This is a genomic window from Streptomyces sp. NPDC089424 (genome assembly GCF_044749345.1).
Lineage (GTDB): Bacteria > Actinomycetota > Actinomycetes > Streptomycetales > Streptomycetaceae > Streptomyces.
Genome location: NZ_JBIVHU010000002.1, coordinates 1,129,727 through 1,144,479 on the forward strand (window position 1 = coordinate 1,129,727; position 14,753 = coordinate 1,144,479).

Genomic DNA, 14,753 nt, shown 5'->3' on the forward strand with positions numbered 1-14,753 from the left:
TCCCGTTGCCGGGCGGGGGCAGCCCGGTCTCACGCCCACGAGGTGTAACCGCCGTCGACGCGTATGGCGTTGATCCCGCTGATGTGCCGGGCACCGCAGCGGTCCTGCGGCAGGACGAGCTGAGGACCGGCGCCGTCGAGCGCGGTGCCGTCGACCGTGGCCGCGAGCAGGACGGGGGCACGGCCGAAGTCGGGGTCGATCTCCGCCCAGGACAGCAGGGCGTGATGGCCGTCCGAACCGGAGACCGCGATCAGGAAGCGCAGGCGGTCCTTGCGGCGGGCGGGGTCGAATCCGGGGCCGAAGTCGGCGAGCACGTCGTGCAGCAGGGGGCCGGTGAAGCGGTGGTGCTGGATCCCGCTGGTGGCGCACTCGAAGCTGACCTCGGCCTCGTGCTGCGGCCAGGTGAGCAGGTCGGGCACGGTCAAGCGGGCCGGACGCGTCAGATCGCCGGTGAGGACGACTTCCGCCGCCGCGCCTACCGCCGTACCGGCGGCTGTGCAGGCCTGAGTCACTGGCTACCACCTCCCTGAGGACCGTACCCGGACCCACGTGCCGTACAAACGCACATGCCACCTCCGACGATCACTATGACGGCTCATGCGAAGCCACAGTAGGCTTTCCCCTCGCATCTGCGGCAGTATGATCAGCGCATGCACACCTGCCGGATCGGGGAGGCCGCCGCGTGTCGGTGCCGACACCGACACGGTGCGGCGCCTGGTCGACGGGGGGAAGGGATCACGTCGGCCCACGTGGTCGTCGCAAGACCGTAGGCGGTCCGTCAGGACCACAGGTGATCGTGTCCGTGAGGACCAGAGGGAGTGGACCCGTGATGACCCGTACCGCGCGCCGGAACCGCCGGACGCTGCAGTGGGCCGGCGCAGGCGCCGCCGCGCTGCTGGCCCTGAGCGCCTGCTCGTCCTCCGACGACTCCTCTTCGACCGGATCGGGCTCCTCCGCGTCGGCATCCGCCTCGTCCTCCTCTTCGGAGCAGGTCTCCGGCACGGTGACCGTCTTCGCCGCGGCCTCGCTGAAGGAGAGCTTCGAGAAGCTGGGCGAGCAGTTCGAGCAGCAGCACCCCGGCACGAAGGTCACCTTCAGCTTCGGCGGCAGCGACTCCCTGGCCGCGAGCATCACCGGCGGAGCCCCTGCGGACGTGTTCGCCTCCGCCAGCCCCAAGACCATGAAGATCGTCACGGATGCCGGGGACGCCGCCGGAACCCCCGCGACCTTCGTGCGCAACCAGCTGGAGATCGCGACCCTCCCCGGCAACCCCGACAAGGTCGGCTCCCTCAAGGACCTCACGAACCCTGACCTGAAGGTCGTGCTGTGCGACGAGGCGGTGCCGTGCGGTGCCGCCGCGCAGAAGGCGCTCGACGCGAGCAAGCTGAAGCTGACGCCGGTCTCCTACGAGGAGGACGTCAAGTCCGCCCTGAACAAGGTGGTGCTGAAGGAGGCGGACGCGGCGGTCGTCTACAAGACCGATGTGAAGGCGGCCGGTGACAAGGTGGAGGGCGTGGAATTCCCCGAGTCCGCCGACGCCGTCAACGACTACCCCATCGCCCTGCTCAAGGACGCCCCCAACGCCGCCGCCGCGAAGGCGTTCATCGCGCTCGTGCAGTCCCCGGAGGGACGGCAGGTCCTGACCGAGGCCGGGTTCCTCGAGCCGTGACCCCGACCGACAAGACCGAGGCCGCGACCGGCACCCCGCGGGGCGGGCCGCGGCCTCGGCGGGTCCGGACGGGTGAAGGTCGCGGCGTGCCGCTGCCCCTCCTGGTGCCCGCGCTGATCGGGCTGGCCTTCCTGGTCGTGCCGCTGATCGCCCTGCTGGTCCGGACGCCGTGGCACAGCCTGCCCGAGCTGCTGACCAGCGCCGAGGTCTGGCAGGCGTTGCAGCTGTCCCTGGTCTGCGCCACCGCGGCCACCGCGGTGAGCCTGGTCCTCGGCGTGCCGCTGGCCTGGCTGCTGGCCCGCGTCGAGTTCCCCGGCCGGGGTCTGGTGCGGGCGCTCGTCACGCTCCCTCTCGTCCTGCCGCCGGTGGTCGGCGGTGTGGCGCTGCTGATGGCGCTCGGCCGCAACGGCGTCGTCGGCCGGTGGCTGGACGCGTGGTTCGGGATCACGTTGCCGTTCACCACGACGGGGGTCGTGGTCGCGGAGGCCTTCGTGGCCATGCCGTTCCTCGTCATCAGCGTCGAGGGCACCCTGCGCGCCGCCGATCCGCGCTACGAGGAGGCGGCCGCCACGCTGGGTGCCTCCCGCTTCACCGCCTTCCGCCGCGTCACGCTGCCCCTGATCGCTCCGGGCATCGCGGCAGGCGCGGTCCTGGCCTGGGCGCGCGCGCTCGGCGAGTTCGGCGCGACCATCACGTTCGCCGGCAACTTCCCCGGACGGACCCAGACCATGCCGCTGGCCGTGTACCTGGCCCTGCAGAGCGACCCGGAGGCCGCCATCGCCCTCAGTCTGGTCCTGCTGGCCGTGTCCATCACGGTGCTGGCCGCGCTGCGCGACCGATGGGTGGCAGCGGGATGACCGGGATCCACGACGCCGTTCACGAGGTCCGCACCCAAGTCTCCGAGGACGGGCTCGATGCCCGCCTCGTCGTCGAGCGCGGTACGTTCCGCCTCGACGTGGCGCTGAGCGTCGCGCCCGGCGAGGTGGTCGCCCTGCTCGGCCCGAACGGCGCCGGAAAGACCACGGCCCTGCGCGCGCTCGCCGGGCTGACGCCGCTCAGCGGCGGCCATCTGCGCCTGGACGGGGAGGCGTTGGAGCGCACGCCGCCCGAGTCCCGGCCCGTCGGCGTCGTCTTCCAGGACTACCTCCTCTTCCCCCACCTCACCGCACTGGACAACGTGGCCTTCGGCCCCCGCTGCCAGGGCGCCACCAAGGCGGAGGCACGCGCGCGGGCCGCCGAGTGGCTCGACCGTCTGGGCCTCGCGGAGCACGTCGGCGCCAAACCGCGCAGACTCTCCGGCGGCCAGGCCCAGCGCGTCGCGCTGGCCCGCGCGCTGGCCACCCGCCCACGCCTGCTGCTCCTCGACGAGCCGCTGGCGGCGCTCGACGCCCGTACCCGCCTGGAGGTCCGCGCCCAACTGAGACGTCATCTGGCCGAGTTCGAGGCCGTCGCGGTGCTGGTCACGCACGATCCGCTGGACGCGATGGTGCTGGCGGACCGTCTGGTCGTCGTCGAGGAGGGCCGGATCGTCCAGGAGGGCGGCCCGGCCGACATCGCCCGGCATCCCCGTACGGACTACATCGCCCAGCTGGTCGGCCTGAACCTCTACCGGGGCGAGGCCGACGGCCACACCGTCCGTCTGGACGCGGGCCCGCCCGTGACCACCACGGAGGCCCTGACCGGACCGGTCTACGTCGCCTTCCCTCCCAGCGCGGTCACCCTCTTCCGCGACCGCCCGACCGGCTCCAGCGCCCGCAACCTCTGGCGCTGCGAGGTCGGTGGCATGGAGACCCACGGCGACCAGATCCGCGCCGTCCTCGGCGGCGAACTCCCGCTCGCCGCCGACCTGACCGCGGTCGCCGCCGCCGAACTCGACCTGCGGCCCGGCGCGGAGGTCTGGGCGACGGTAAAGGCGACGCAGACCCACGCCTATCCGGTCTGAACCGGCGCCCCGAGGCAACGCACTCGGACCACAGGCTGCGCGTTACGACCCCTTGGTGAACGCGGCGGCGTGGTCGGCGGCCCACTGGTGGAACGTTCGCGGCGCCGTCCCGAGGACGTCGGCCACCGCGGTGGTGAGGTACGCGGGCTGTCCGACCGCCGCGCTCCACGCGGCGAGCAGCATGTCGACGACCGACCGGGGCGCCGTGCCCTCCGCCAGGCTCCGGAACTCGTCCGGCGTCATCTCCTCGAATACGATCCGGTTCCCCAGGGCGTCACCGATGACGCCCACCTGCGCGGCCTGGGTCAGCGACTCGGGGCCCGTCAGCACGTAGTCGCCTCCGGCATGTGCGTCCTGACCGAGCGTCCGCGCCACGACGGCGGCGACGTCGCGGTCGTCGACCGGTGCCGTCTCGGCAGCGCCGTAGGGCCACCGGACGACCTCGCCGGCCCGGATCGCGGGCGCCCACCAGGCCAGAGCGTTCGACGCGAGCATCCCGGGCCGGATGATCGTCGACGTGAGTCCGGTGGCCGCGATGAGCCGCTCGATGTCGGCATGCAGCGCCGCCATGGGGTTGGGCTGCTGGAAGAACGGGTGCGGCGTCCGGTGCGGGGAGGAGAGGAGGACGACGTGCCGCACGTGGGCCGCCAGCCGCTCGACGACGGCCGCGGCGGTACGCGGCGGGGCGGTCCAGACGAGGAAGACCGCACCGACGCCCTGGAGTGCCGGGTCGAGCGACTCGGGCACGGTGAGGTCGCCGGTGAAGACCTCGGCCTTCGTCGGCAGCGTCGCCACCGCCTCGGCGCGATGGGTGAGGGCACGGACCGGCACGCCGGCGTCGAGGAGTCGGTCGGTGACGAGGCGGCCTATCCGGCCGGTCGCCCCGGTGACGAGCACGGGAGGAATGTCTGTCTTGTTCACGCCACCCATGAAAACGTTACTCGGTTAAAAAAGCAACTCGGTTAAGAATGTTACTGTGGTCAGATGAGCGAGCCGACGGGACTGCGGGCCCGCAAGAAGGAGCGGACGCGCGACGCCATCAGCGACGCGGCCGTCTCGCTGTTCCTGGAGCACGGTTTCGACCGCGTCTCGGTCAACGACGTCGCCGCGGCGGCCGAGATCTCCAAGCCGACCCTCTTCCGGTACTTCCCCACCAAGGAAGACCTGGTGCTGCACCGGTTCGCGGACCACCAGGGCGAGGCGGCGCGCGTCGTGCGCGACCGCGGGCCCGGCATCGAGCCGGTGACGGCGCTGCACCGGCACTTCCGGGCCGGCCTCGATGGGTACGACCCCGTGACCGGCCTCAACGACCATCCCGAGGTGGTGGCGTTCCACCGGCTGGTGTTCACCACACCGAGCCTGGCGGGACGGCTCACGCGGTACCAGCTCGAGGACGAGGAGGCACTGGCGGACGCCCTCGGCGAGGGCCTCCAGGCCCGTCTGCGAGCCGCCCAGGTACTCGCGGTCCAACGGGTGCTCGCCCGGACCAACTGGCAGAAGATCGCCGACGGTCGAACCGCCCGCGACGTCCACCCCGAAGCCGTCGCCGACGCCGACCAGGCATTCGGCCAACTGCGGTGACAGGCGGCCCTCCCGGCCGCAGAGGGCTCCGTGGCCGTCAGCCGACCCGTCCGCGGGCCGGCGCCAGGTCCTGCCCGGCGGCCCCCAGGCGGCGGATCGCGACCACGGCCGCGTCGTCGTCGAGGTGGCCGTGGACGTGGGCCAGCAGGTCGCTCTGGAGATGGCGCAGCAGTTCGTCGGGGTCCTCGGTGGTCCACTCCCGTAGCCGTTCGGTGAACGGGTAGAAGACGCCGTCGGCGTTGCGCGCCTCGATGACGCCGTCGGTGTGGAGGAGGAGCAGGTCTCCGACCTCGAAGGGGAAGGTCTGCACGGCGTAGGTGGTGACCCCGAAGGCCCCACCGAGCCCGATCGGAAGATTGCTCTCCTCGCTGGTGAGGGCGGTGAGCCGGTCGCCACGGAGCCGGAGCGGCGGGGGGTGGCCGCAGGCGATGAGGTGGACGACCGGTTCCTCGTCGGGGATGTCGAGCAGCAGCGCGGTGGCGAAGTCCTCGTCGGTGTCCTCCGTGGCCCCCGCACGCCACTGGCTGCTGTCCCAGCGGAAGGCGCCGTCCAGATGGACGGCGAGGCGCGGCAGCGGGGCCTGACGGTGCGCGGCGGCGCGGAACGCGCCCAGCAGCAGGGCGGCGTTGTTGATCGCGGCCAGTCCGTTGCCGCGCACGTCGCCGATGAGGAGCCGAGTGCTGTGGTGGGCGGTGCGTGCGGCCGCGTACAGGTCTCCGCCCAGCTCGGCCTCCTCCTCGGCGGGGATGTACAGGCCCGCGATCCGCAGCGGCCCGGCGCGCGCGGGCAGCGGCCGCAGCAGCACGCTCTGCGCCGCCTCGGCCACCGACCGCACACGGTGCAGCTGTCGCTCGCGCCGGTCCCGCAGGACGCAGACGGCGACACAGACGCTCGAGACGACGATCAGCGCGGCGATCTGGGCCTGGATGTTGGCAGTGGTCAGGACCCCTCTGAGGACGCCGATCAGCACCTGGGCCGCCACCGCGAGCGCGCCCATCAGGGCCGTTACGCGGGCGCCGGCGAACGCCACCGTGATGGCGGGGGCCGCCACCAGCAGGGGACCGAGGTGGATGTGGGGCGGAGCCAGCACGTCCACGACACAGACCGTGACGATCAGCCCGAGCGGGATGACGACCAGCGCGGGTGCGTAACCCGGCCGCCAGGAACCGCGCCAGTCCAGCCATGGTCGTCGGGCCATGCCCCAAGCCTTCCACCTACCCCCGCGTAGGGGAGACCGCGGCCCACCGGGGCGCGCCCATGACGTTCTCGCGCGTGACCTTCACCGGCACAAGGTCGATACTGCGAGAGGCGGCGTCCCAGCCGGGGCCGCGCGCCCGCCCGACCGACGTGACAGGCCGTCACCGAAGCCCTTACCACCTCGCCGACACCCGCACGGACCAGCAGAAATGCAGGTCACCGGCCCGCCTGCCCACCAGCCCAGGAGGTACCCATGAAGATGCTCATCAACGTCCCGGAGACCGTCGTCGCGGACGCGCTGCGGGGTATGGCGGCGGCCCATCCGGAATTGACCGTCGATGTCGAGAACCGGGTGATCGTGCGGCGGGACGCACCCGTCCAGGGGAAGGTCGGGCTCGTCTCCGGCGGCGGCTCGGGGCACGAGCCGCTGCACGGTGGATTCGTGGGGCCCGGCATGCTGTCGGCCGCCTGTCCGGGCGAGGTCTTCACGTCACCCGTGCCCGACCAGATGGTGCGGGCGGCGGCCGCCGTGGACAGCGGGGCCGGGGTGCTGTTCGTCGTCAAGAACTACACCGGTGACGTGCTCAACTTCGACATGGCCGCCGAGCTCGCCGAGGACGAGGGCATCCAGGTCGCCAAGGTGCTGGTCAACGACGACGTGGCGGTCACCGACAGCCTCTACACCGCCGGCCGGCGGGGCACCGGCGCCACCCTGTTCGTCGAGAAGATCGCCGGCGCCGCCGCCGACGAGGGACAGCCGCTGGAGCGGGTCGAGGCGGTCGCGCGGCAGGTCAACGAGAGCGCGCGCAGCTTCGGCGTGGCGCTGAGCGCCGTCACCACGCCCGCCAAGGGCTCCCCCACCTTCGATCTGCCGCCGGGCGAGCTGGAGTTGGGCATCGGCATCCACGGCGAGCCGGGCCGGGAGCGGCGGGCGATGATGACCTCGCGCGAGATCGCCGACTTCGCGGTGCACGCCGTGCTGGAGGACCTCGACCCCCGCAATCCGGTGCTGGTCCTGGTCAACGGCATGGGGGCGACGCCGCTGCTGGAGCTCTACGGCTTCAACGCCGAGGTGCAGCGGGTGCTCGCCGACCGCGGTGTGGCCGTCGCCCGCACCCTCGTCGGCAACTACGTGACCTCCCTCGACATGGCGGGCGCCTCGGTCACCCTGTGCCAGGTCGACGAGGAGCTGCTGCGTCTGTGGGACGCGCCGGTCAGCACGCCGGGGCTGCGCTGGGGCATGTGAGACGGGACGATCAAGGCACCTACCACGCAAGGAGACCCAGTGCTCGACGCCGACTTCTTCCGCCGTTGGATGACGGCGACCGCCGCGTCCGTGGACCGCGAGGCGGAGCGCCTCACGGCGCTCGACTCCCCCATCGGGGACGCCGACCACGGCAGCAATCTGCAGCGCGGGTTCACCGCCGTGGCGGCGGCGCTGGAGAAGGAGGCACCGGCCACGCCGGGCGCCGTCCTGATCCTGGCGGGACGGCAGTTGATCTCGACGGTCGGCGGGGCCTCGGGGCCGCTGTACGGCACGCTGCTGCGCCGCACGGGCAAGGCGCTGGGCGACGCCGCCGAGGTCGACCGGGCGACGCTCGCCGGCGCCCTGCGGGAGGGTGTGGACGCGGTGATGACGCTCGGCGGGGCGGCGCCCGGTGACAAGACGATGATCGACGCGCTGGTGCCGGGCGTGGACGCGCTCGCCGACTCCTTCGGTGCCGCGCGCGGCGCCGCCGAGCAGGGCGCGCTGGCGACGACCCCGTTGCAGGCCCGCAAGGGCCGGGCCAGTTATCTGGGCGAGCGCAGCATCGGCCACCAGGACCCGGGCGCCACGTCGTCGGCGCTGCTGATCGCGGGGCTCGCGGAGGCGGCCGGTGAGTGACGGGAAGCTGGTCGGGATCGTGCTGGTGTCGCACAGCGCCGAGGTGGCCGCCTCGGTGGCCGAGCTGGCGCAGGGGCTCGCGGGCGGCGGCACGGCGGTGCCCGTCGCCCCGGCGGGCGGCACCGAGGGTGGCGGGCTGGGCACCAGCGCGGAGCTGATCGCGGCGGCGGCCGCCGCCGTGGACCGTGGGGCCGGGGTGGCCGTCCTCACCGACCTCGGCAGTGCCGTGCTGACCGTGAAGGCGCTGCTCGCCGAGGGCGACGAACTCCCCGCCGGGACGCGTCTGGTGGACTGCCCGTTCGTCGAGGGCGCGGTCGCGGCGGTCGTCACGGCGAGCACGGGGGCGGACCTGGACGCGGTGGCGGCGGCGGCCTCCGAGGCATACAGCTACCGGAAGGTGTGAACCCGCCGGGTGCCCTGTCGGTAGGGCGGCCGGGACGTCCCGTTCGTGTCCCGGCCGCCGTGCCGGGCGGCTAGCCGCCGTCCACGAACCGCCGTGCCAGCCGCTGCCCTTCGGCCGCGGCGGCGGCATGGTCCTCGATGGGTGAGATCCGCGAGCCCTTGAAGACGATGTAGGTGACGCCCGCGTCCGTCCCCCCGCCGCGCGGGTCGGGCGGGATGCCGAGTGCCTCGGCGGCGGCGTACGACGCCTCGCCGATCACCTCGTGCGGCCCGGTGTCTCCGACGACCGCGTACCGCACCCGGCCGTCGTGGACGAGGGCCACCACGGAGCCCTCACGCACGTCGTGCTCGCGGTAGTCCCAGATGTCGCTGGGCACCGGCACGACGACGAAGGGCAGGCGCTCGGCGTCCAGATGGCGGCCGTCGGAGGTCTGGAAGGCCGTACCGGGGGAGAAGTACGGGTCGGTGCGGCGGTTGCACAGGCGGCCGGGCCGGCCGTCGCAGTCGATGTCCAGGTCGGCCGTCCAGAAGACGGCGTCGGGGGTGCCGCAGACACGGACGGAGGCCGGGCCGCCCGCGTCGGTGCGGTAGCGGCCCTCGGACACCTGGGTGCAGTCGCGCACCGCGGCCAGCAGGTCGGCCGCGCGGACGGGACCGTCCGCGGATCTCTCGTGCCGTGTGCGGGGTTCCTTGGGCGGGTGGGCGGTCGAGGACGTCGCCGGGGCGAGCAGGGCGGCACTTGCCGCGGCCAGCGCGAGGGACTGGACACGCACGATAAGGGACTCTCTGCTGGGGGACACTGACGGTCGCTCAGCACCATCGGATGCTGGTTCCGATCATGGGGCCACCCGAGGGGTCCGGACGGTGCACGCCACGCCCGTCCCACCCGGGGGCCGGGTGGCCGAGCCCGTGTCGGCTCCGGCCACCCGGCCGCTCCGGTCCGGCGCGGCATGGGCGACGACAGCGAATCCGCTCCGGGAGCCCGAACTCCCCCTCTTTGGAGCGGAGTTCGGCCGTGCTTGCTTCAGCATACGTAACGGGGTGGCGTGCTCGACACGGACCGCCCTCTTGATGTGAGCGCGTCAGTGCCGTCATATTGGTCCGGACCATTGCCGCCGCGACGTCCCTGGAGGCCGAGTCGTGCGACGCGTTCCCGTGCCCGTTGCCCTGGTCCTCGGCGCGCTGCTGTTCGTCCCGTCCTGCGGCTGGGGCGGCACGGGGGAAGGCGACGAGGGGCGGCTGCCCGCGGCGCCGACGGGGGTCACCGCGGCGGCGGGGAGCGCGACCAGCGTCCACGTCATGTGGAACGCGGTGCCCTCGCGCGAGGTCGCCGGCTACGAGGTGTACCGGGGCGCCACCAAGGTCCAGGAGGTCCCGGGCTCCGCGCACATGGTCGACGTCGTCCGGCTCGATCCGGCGACGACGTACGTCTTCACCGTGCGGGCCCGGGACACCGAGGGGCGGCTCGGGCCGCGCAGCCGTGAGGTGCGGGCGCGCACGCCCGCCGCGGCCGCGGCCGACGCCTCCGCCCCCTCCCGGCCCGGCAAGGCGCGGGGGCGAGCGGCGGGGAGCCGGGCCGCGCAGTTGTCCTGGACGGCGTCGAAGGACGACCGGGGCGTGGCGTCGTACGACGTCTACCAGGGCGCGGCGAAGATCCACAGCGTCGGCGGGGGACAGACCGCGACCGTGGTGACCGGGCTGCGGCCGGGCACCCGCTACACGTTCACCGTCCGGGCCCGGGACGCCGCGGACAACGTCTCCCCCGCCAGCGCCGCCGTCCGGCTCAGCACCGCGCCGGGCACGGACGACGGGCGGGACACCGCCCCGGCCGACTTCCGCGCGACGACCCGGCGCGCCGACGGGGCGTACCACATCGACCTGTCCTGGATGCCGCCCGAGGTGGACGGGGTGATCACCGAGTACCAGGTCCAGCTCGACGGGCGTCCGGTCACCTCCCTGGTCTTCGGCGGAACACCGCCCCGGGACCGGGCGACGTACAGCTTCTACATCGGGCAGGAGGCCGGGGAGCGCCATCGGGTGCGGATCCGTCCCCGGCTGCCGGACGGCACCTGGGGCGGTTTCTCGGCGGAACGGACGGTGACGACCGGTCAGGGCCGCTGAGGGGCCCTCACGTCCCCCGGACGACGGTACGCGTCACCTGAGCGGGTGCGGTCCCCATGCGGGACGGGCCCGGGGCACGTTGGCTGCCTCTGTGAGGCAGCACGGGCGTTCCCCGACCTAGGCGGCGCAAGGGATGTACCGCCACCGTGCCGCCGGAGGGCAGTCCCATGCGTACTTCTCAGCCTCTCCTCGGGGCGGCCGTGGCAGCCGCCGCGCTGCCGCTGGCCCTGGTCGCCGGGCCGGCCGCCGCGAACTCCGGGATCTCGGTGAGCACCAACGGTTCCACGGTGTCGGTCACGACCAGCGCGTGCACCCAGTTGAACGGCAGATGGGGCACCGCGTCGATCCTCAACAGCAACCAGACCAACTTCGCCCAGGGCCGCCAGGTGGTGCTCACGGGTTCGAGCACCCAGCAGGGCTCGGCCTGGACGAACGTCACCCCGGGCACGTACACGGTCATCGTCATGTGCTCCAACGGCAACACCGCCGGAACGCAGTCCGTCGTCGTCTCCGCCGGGTCGACGCCCACCGGCTCGGCGACCGTCACACCCACGGCCTCCCCCACTCGCGGCGTGGTCGGCGGTGTCGGCGGCGCCACCCGCGACTTCGGCGCACTGACGCTGGTGGGCGGCGGGGCGCTGGTGGCCACCGCCCTGATCGCCACGGTCTGGTTCCTGCGCCGCCGCTCGAAGCCGTACCGCCTCTAGGACTGCGGCGAAAGCGGCGTCCCGGCCGTTGCGCCTCCCGTTCGTGGCTCCTCAGCCGTCCTGTCCCGGGGGCAGCTCGGCGAACTCCGCCAGGGCGTGCTCCAGCCAGCGCGTCCAGAAGGTCTCCAGGTCGATGCCGGCCCGCAGGACCAGGTGCTGGAGCCGGTCCTGCGGGCTGTCCTTGCCGGGCGGGAAGTCGCGGCGCTCGATCTCCTCGTACTCCGTCAGCTGGACCCGGTGCAGGTCGAGATGGCGGCGCAGGTCCGCCTCCAGGCCGGCCGTGCCGACCACGGCCGCCGCGCGCAGCCGCAGCAGCAGCGTGTCGCGCAGCGGCTTCGGGTCCTGGGCGGCGGCGGTCCAGCGGGACAGTTCGGCGCGCCCCGCGGGCAGTACCCCGTAGCTCTTCTTCTGCCCGCGGGCCGGCTGCTCGGCCGGCAGGGCCCGGATCAGCCCGTCGGCCTCCAGCCTTCCCAGCTCGCGATAGATCTGCTGATGCGTCGCCGACCAGAAGTAGCCGATCGACTTGTCGAAGCGGCGGGTCAGCTCCAGCCCCGAGGACGGCCTTTCGAGCAGGGCGGTGAGGATCGCGTGCGGGAGTGACATGGGGGCCATCCTAGGGACGCCCTAGGCGCCTACAGCGCGGCCGCCACTTCGGTGCCCTGCTTGATGGCGCGCTTGGCGTCGAGCTCGGCCGCCACGTCGGCGCCCCCGATGAGGTGGGCGTGGCATCCGGCGGCGACCAGTTCCTCGTACAGGTCCCGGCGCGGCTCCTGTCCCGTGCACAGCACGACGGTGTCGACCTCCAGGACCGTGCTGGTGTCGCCGACGGTGACGTGCAGCCCGGCGTCGTCGATCCGGTCGTAGCGCACGCCGGGGACCATGGTGACGCCGCGGTGCTTCAGCTCGGTGCGGTGGATCCAGCCGGTCGTCTTCCCGAGGCCCGCGCCGACCTTGGTGGCCTTGCGCTGGAGCAGATGGACGGTGCGCGGCGGTTCGGGCCGCTCGGGGGCGGCGAGGCCGCCGGGGCCCTCGTAGCCCATGTCGACGCCCCACTGGCGGAAGTACGTCGCCGGGTCCTCGTGGGCCTTGTCGCCGCCGTCGGTGAGGTACTCGGCCACGTCGAAGCCGATGCCGCCGGCGCCCAGGACGGCGACGCTGTCGCCGACCGGCACCTCGTCGCGCAGGACGTCGAGGTAGCCGACGACCTTCGGGTGGTCGACGCCGGGGATGTCCGGGGTGCGCGGGGTGACGCCGGTGGCGACCACGACCTCGTCGTAGCCGGCCACGTCGGCGGCCGCCACGCGGGTGTTCAGGCGCACCTCGACGCCGTGCGCGTCAAGCTGGTGGCGGAAGTAGCGCAGCGTCTCGTCGAACTCCTGCTTGCCGGGGACCTTGCGGGCGACGTTGAGCTGCCCGCCGATCTCGCCCGCGGCATCGAACAGCGTGACGTCGTGGCCGCGTTCGGCGGCGCTCACGGCACACGCGAGGCCCGCGGGGCCCGCGCCGACGACGGCGACGCGCTTGCGCAGCCGGGTCGGGGACAGGACCAGCTCGGTCTCGTGGCAGGCGCGCGGGTTGACCAGGCAGGAGGTGATCTGGCCGCTGAAGGTGTGGTCGAGGCAGGCCTGGTTGCAGCCGATGCAGGTGTTGATGGCCTCGGGGCGGCCGGCCGCGGCCTTGGCGACGAAGTCGGGGTCGGCCAGCATCGGGCGGGCCATGGACACCATGTCGGCGCAGCCGTCGGCCAGCAGTTCCTCGGCCAGCTCCGGGGTGTTGATGCGGTTGGTGGTGACGAGCGGGACCGACACCTCGCCCATGAGCCGCTTGGTGACCCAGGTGTAGGCGCCGCGCGGCACGGAGGTGGCGATGGTCGGGATGCGGGCCTCGTGCCAGCCGATCCCGGTGTTGATGATCGTCGCGCCCGCGGCCTCGACGGCCTTGGCGAGGGTGACGACCTCGTCGAGGGTGGAGCCGCCGGGGACGAGGTCGAGCATGGACAGCCGGTAGATGAGGACGAAGTCCTCGCCGACCGCCTCGCGCACCCGACGGACGATCTCGACCGGGAAGCGTATGCGGTTCTCGTAGGCGCCGCCCCAGCGGTCGGTGCGGTGGTTGGTCTGCGCGGCGATGAACTCGTTGATCAGGTAGCCCTCGGATCCCATGATCTCGACGCCGTCGTACCCGGCCGACCGGGCCAGGCGGGCGGCGCGGGCGTAGTCGTCGATGGTCCGCTCGACCTCGGCGTCGGTCAGCTCACGGGGCGGGAACGGGCTGATCGGGGCCTGGAGCGGGCTCGGGGCGACCAGGTCCTTGTGGTAGGCGTAGCGGCCGAAGTGCAGCAGCTGCATCGCGATCCGGCCGCCCTCGCGGTGCACCGCTTCGGTGATGCGCCGGTGTTCCGCGGCCTCGGCCTCGGTGGTGAGCTTGGCGCCGCCCTCGTAGGGCCGGCCCTCGTCGTTGGGCGCGATGCCGCCGGTGACGATGAGGCCCACTCCCCCGCGGGCCCGGGCGGCGTAGAACTCCGCCATGCGCGCGAAGCCGCCCTCGGCCTCCTCCAGGCCGATGTGCATCGAGCCCATCAGGACGCGGTTGGGCAGGGTGGTGAAGCCCAGGTCGAGCGGGCTCAGCAGGTGCGGGTAACGGCTCATGGCCCCTCCGTGCGCGGTGACGTCCCTCTGTTGTAGAGGACCGCGCACGGTTTATGCAACTAGTTGCACAACGGAAGGGGCGTCCGTCGCGTCACATCGGTGAGCGGCTCTCCAGCCGTACGTGCAGCTCCCGCTCCTGGTCGCCCGAGGCCGTGCTGAGGTCGTGGACCTTGAACAGGTCGTGCAGCGTGGTGCGGAAGCGGTCGATCGCCCAGTAGCCGCCGTGCGCGTCGGCCTCGACGGAGGCCGACAGCCGGGGGGCGGCGGGGTGGGCGCCTTCGTGCGGCGAGGCCACCTCGAAGGTGCCGAGCCACACCGTCGGCCGGACCTCGTGCCAGTCCTGCGGTACGTCCTCGGAGCACCGGTCGGAATCGAAGTACGCGCACAGGCTGTCGAAGACGATCCTGGCGTCCTCCTTGCTGCATCCACTGATCTCCAGAGAGACCGATTCCGGGTGCAGTCGCTCGCTGTCCATCGTGGTGGCTCCTCTCGTGGCCGTGCCGCGTCACGGCAGGCGAGTTCCCACACGGCGCCGTGCCGCACTCCCAGAGAACCACCACATTCCCGGATGTACAGCCCCAGGCGAAGCGCCCGCTCAGCG

Annotated in this window: 16 protein-coding genes; 9 read left to right on the forward strand and 7 right to left on the reverse strand. The window is 73.0% G+C overall.

The window, feature by feature from the left end; genetic code table 11:
• Window positions 1-29: 29 nt before the first annotated feature.
• Window positions 30-512 (reverse strand): molybdopterin-dependent oxidoreductase, encoded by a 483-nt coding sequence (locus ACIP2X_RS12690; protein WP_401671194.1) that lies wholly within the window; start codon window positions 510-512, stop codon window positions 30-32.
• 317 nt (window positions 513-829) lie between these two features.
• Here ACIP2X_RS12690 and modA point away from each other — a divergent pair, with 317 nt between their 5' ends.
• Genes modA through ACIP2X_RS12705 form a run of 3 tightly spaced genes read left to right on the forward strand, consistent with a single transcriptional unit; the run spans window position 830 to window position 3,611 of the window.
• Entirely contained in the window at window positions 830-1,669 is an 840-nt protein-coding gene (gene modA / locus ACIP2X_RS12695; protein WP_401671197.1) for a molybdate ABC transporter substrate-binding protein, read from the forward strand.
• A complete protein-coding gene (gene modB, locus ACIP2X_RS12700) occupies window positions 1,666-2,526 on the forward strand; it encodes a molybdate ABC transporter permease subunit (RefSeq protein ID WP_401671200.1) in 861 nt (286 codons plus the stop codon). Before modA ends, modB begins: the two co-directional genes overlap by 4 nt.
• On the forward strand, window positions 2,523-3,611 hold the full coding sequence (locus tag ACIP2X_RS12705) for an ABC transporter ATP-binding protein (RefSeq protein WP_401671203.1): 1,089 nt from the start codon (window positions 2,523-2,525) through the stop codon (window positions 3,609-3,611). The genes modB and ACIP2X_RS12705 overlap by 4 nt, the downstream gene beginning before the upstream one ends.
• A gap of 42 nt (window positions 3,612-3,653) precedes the next feature.
• On the opposite strand, the gene ACIP2X_RS12710 is transcribed toward ACIP2X_RS12705, so the two are convergent.
• Complete coding sequence (locus ACIP2X_RS12710; protein WP_401671206.1) at window positions 3,654-4,541, reverse strand: SDR family oxidoreductase; 888 nt, start codon at window positions 4,539-4,541, stop codon at window positions 3,654-3,656.
• Between the two features lie 54 nt (window positions 4,542-4,595).
• Between ACIP2X_RS12710 and ACIP2X_RS12715 the strand changes: the two genes are divergently transcribed.
• Window positions 4,596-5,192 carry a TetR/AcrR family transcriptional regulator gene (locus ACIP2X_RS12715; RefSeq protein ID WP_401671208.1) on the forward strand — a complete coding sequence of 199 codons (597 nt, stop codon included), beginning with the start codon at window positions 4,596-4,598 and terminating at the stop codon, window positions 5,190-5,192.
• 37 nt (window positions 5,193-5,229) lie between these two features.
• Here ACIP2X_RS12715 and ACIP2X_RS12720 read toward each other — a convergent pair whose 3' ends face one another.
• Window positions 5,230-6,390 (reverse strand): PP2C family protein-serine/threonine phosphatase, encoded by a 1,161-nt coding sequence (locus tag ACIP2X_RS12720; protein ID WP_401671211.1) that lies wholly within the window; start codon window positions 6,388-6,390, stop codon window positions 5,230-5,232.
• A 252-nt stretch (window positions 6,391-6,642) separates the two neighbouring features.
• Here ACIP2X_RS12720 and dhaK point away from each other — a divergent pair, with 252 nt between their 5' ends.
• From dhaK to ACIP2X_RS12735, 3 genes are read left to right on the forward strand one after another with little or no spacing between them, the layout of a single operon-like run.
• Complete coding sequence (gene dhaK / locus ACIP2X_RS12725; protein ID WP_401671213.1) at window positions 6,643-7,635, forward strand: dihydroxyacetone kinase subunit DhaK; 993 nt, start codon at window positions 6,643-6,645, stop codon at window positions 7,633-7,635.
• A gap of 39 nt (window positions 7,636-7,674) precedes the next feature.
• Window positions 7,675-8,274, forward strand: a complete 600-nt coding sequence (dhaL, locus tag ACIP2X_RS12730) for a dihydroxyacetone kinase subunit DhaL (RefSeq protein ID WP_401671216.1) — start codon at window positions 7,675-7,677, stop codon at window positions 8,272-8,274.
• Complete coding sequence (locus ACIP2X_RS12735; RefSeq protein ID WP_401671218.1) at window positions 8,267-8,677, forward strand: PTS-dependent dihydroxyacetone kinase phosphotransferase subunit DhaM; 411 nt, start codon at window positions 8,267-8,269, stop codon at window positions 8,675-8,677. The genes dhaL and ACIP2X_RS12735 overlap by 8 nt, the downstream gene beginning before the upstream one ends.
• A gap of 70 nt (window positions 8,678-8,747) precedes the next feature.
• Here the strand turns inward: ACIP2X_RS12735 and ACIP2X_RS12740 are convergent, their stop codons facing one another.
• Window positions 8,748-9,449, reverse strand: coding sequence for a glycoside hydrolase family 75 protein (locus ACIP2X_RS12740; RefSeq protein ID WP_401671220.1), 702 nt, complete (start codon window positions 9,447-9,449; stop codon window positions 8,748-8,750).
• Window positions 9,450-9,816: 367 nt separating this feature from the next.
• Here ACIP2X_RS12740 and ACIP2X_RS12745 point away from each other — a divergent pair, with 367 nt between their 5' ends.
• Together ACIP2X_RS12745 and ACIP2X_RS12750 are read left to right on the forward strand one after the other, a co-directional pair.
• Complete coding sequence (locus tag ACIP2X_RS12745) at window positions 9,817-10,797, forward strand: fibronectin type III domain-containing protein (RefSeq protein WP_401671222.1); 981 nt, start codon at window positions 9,817-9,819, stop codon at window positions 10,795-10,797.
• A 167-nt stretch (window positions 10,798-10,964) separates the two neighbouring features.
• Window positions 10,965-11,504: a hypothetical protein gene (locus ACIP2X_RS12750; protein WP_401671224.1), complete on the forward strand. Its 540-nt coding sequence runs from the start codon at window positions 10,965-10,967 to the stop codon at window positions 11,502-11,504.
• A 51-nt stretch (window positions 11,505-11,555) separates the two neighbouring features.
• Here the strand turns inward: ACIP2X_RS12750 and ACIP2X_RS12755 are convergent, their stop codons facing one another.
• The 3 genes from ACIP2X_RS12755 to ACIP2X_RS12765 form a co-directional block, all read right to left on the reverse strand.
• Window positions 11,556-12,107 (reverse strand): PadR family transcriptional regulator, encoded by a 552-nt coding sequence (locus tag ACIP2X_RS12755; RefSeq protein WP_401671227.1) that lies wholly within the window; start codon window positions 12,105-12,107, stop codon window positions 11,556-11,558.
• Between the two features lie 29 nt (window positions 12,108-12,136).
• Window positions 12,137-14,152 carry an FAD-dependent oxidoreductase gene (locus ACIP2X_RS12760; RefSeq protein WP_401671230.1) on the reverse strand — a complete coding sequence of 672 codons (2,016 nt, stop codon included), beginning with the start codon at window positions 14,150-14,152 and terminating at the stop codon, window positions 12,137-12,139.
• 91 nt (window positions 14,153-14,243) lie between these two features.
• Window positions 14,244-14,627 (reverse strand): hypothetical protein, encoded by a 384-nt coding sequence (locus tag ACIP2X_RS12765; protein ID WP_401671233.1) that lies wholly within the window; start codon window positions 14,625-14,627, stop codon window positions 14,244-14,246.
• Between the last annotated feature and the right edge of the window lie 126 nt (window positions 14,628-14,753).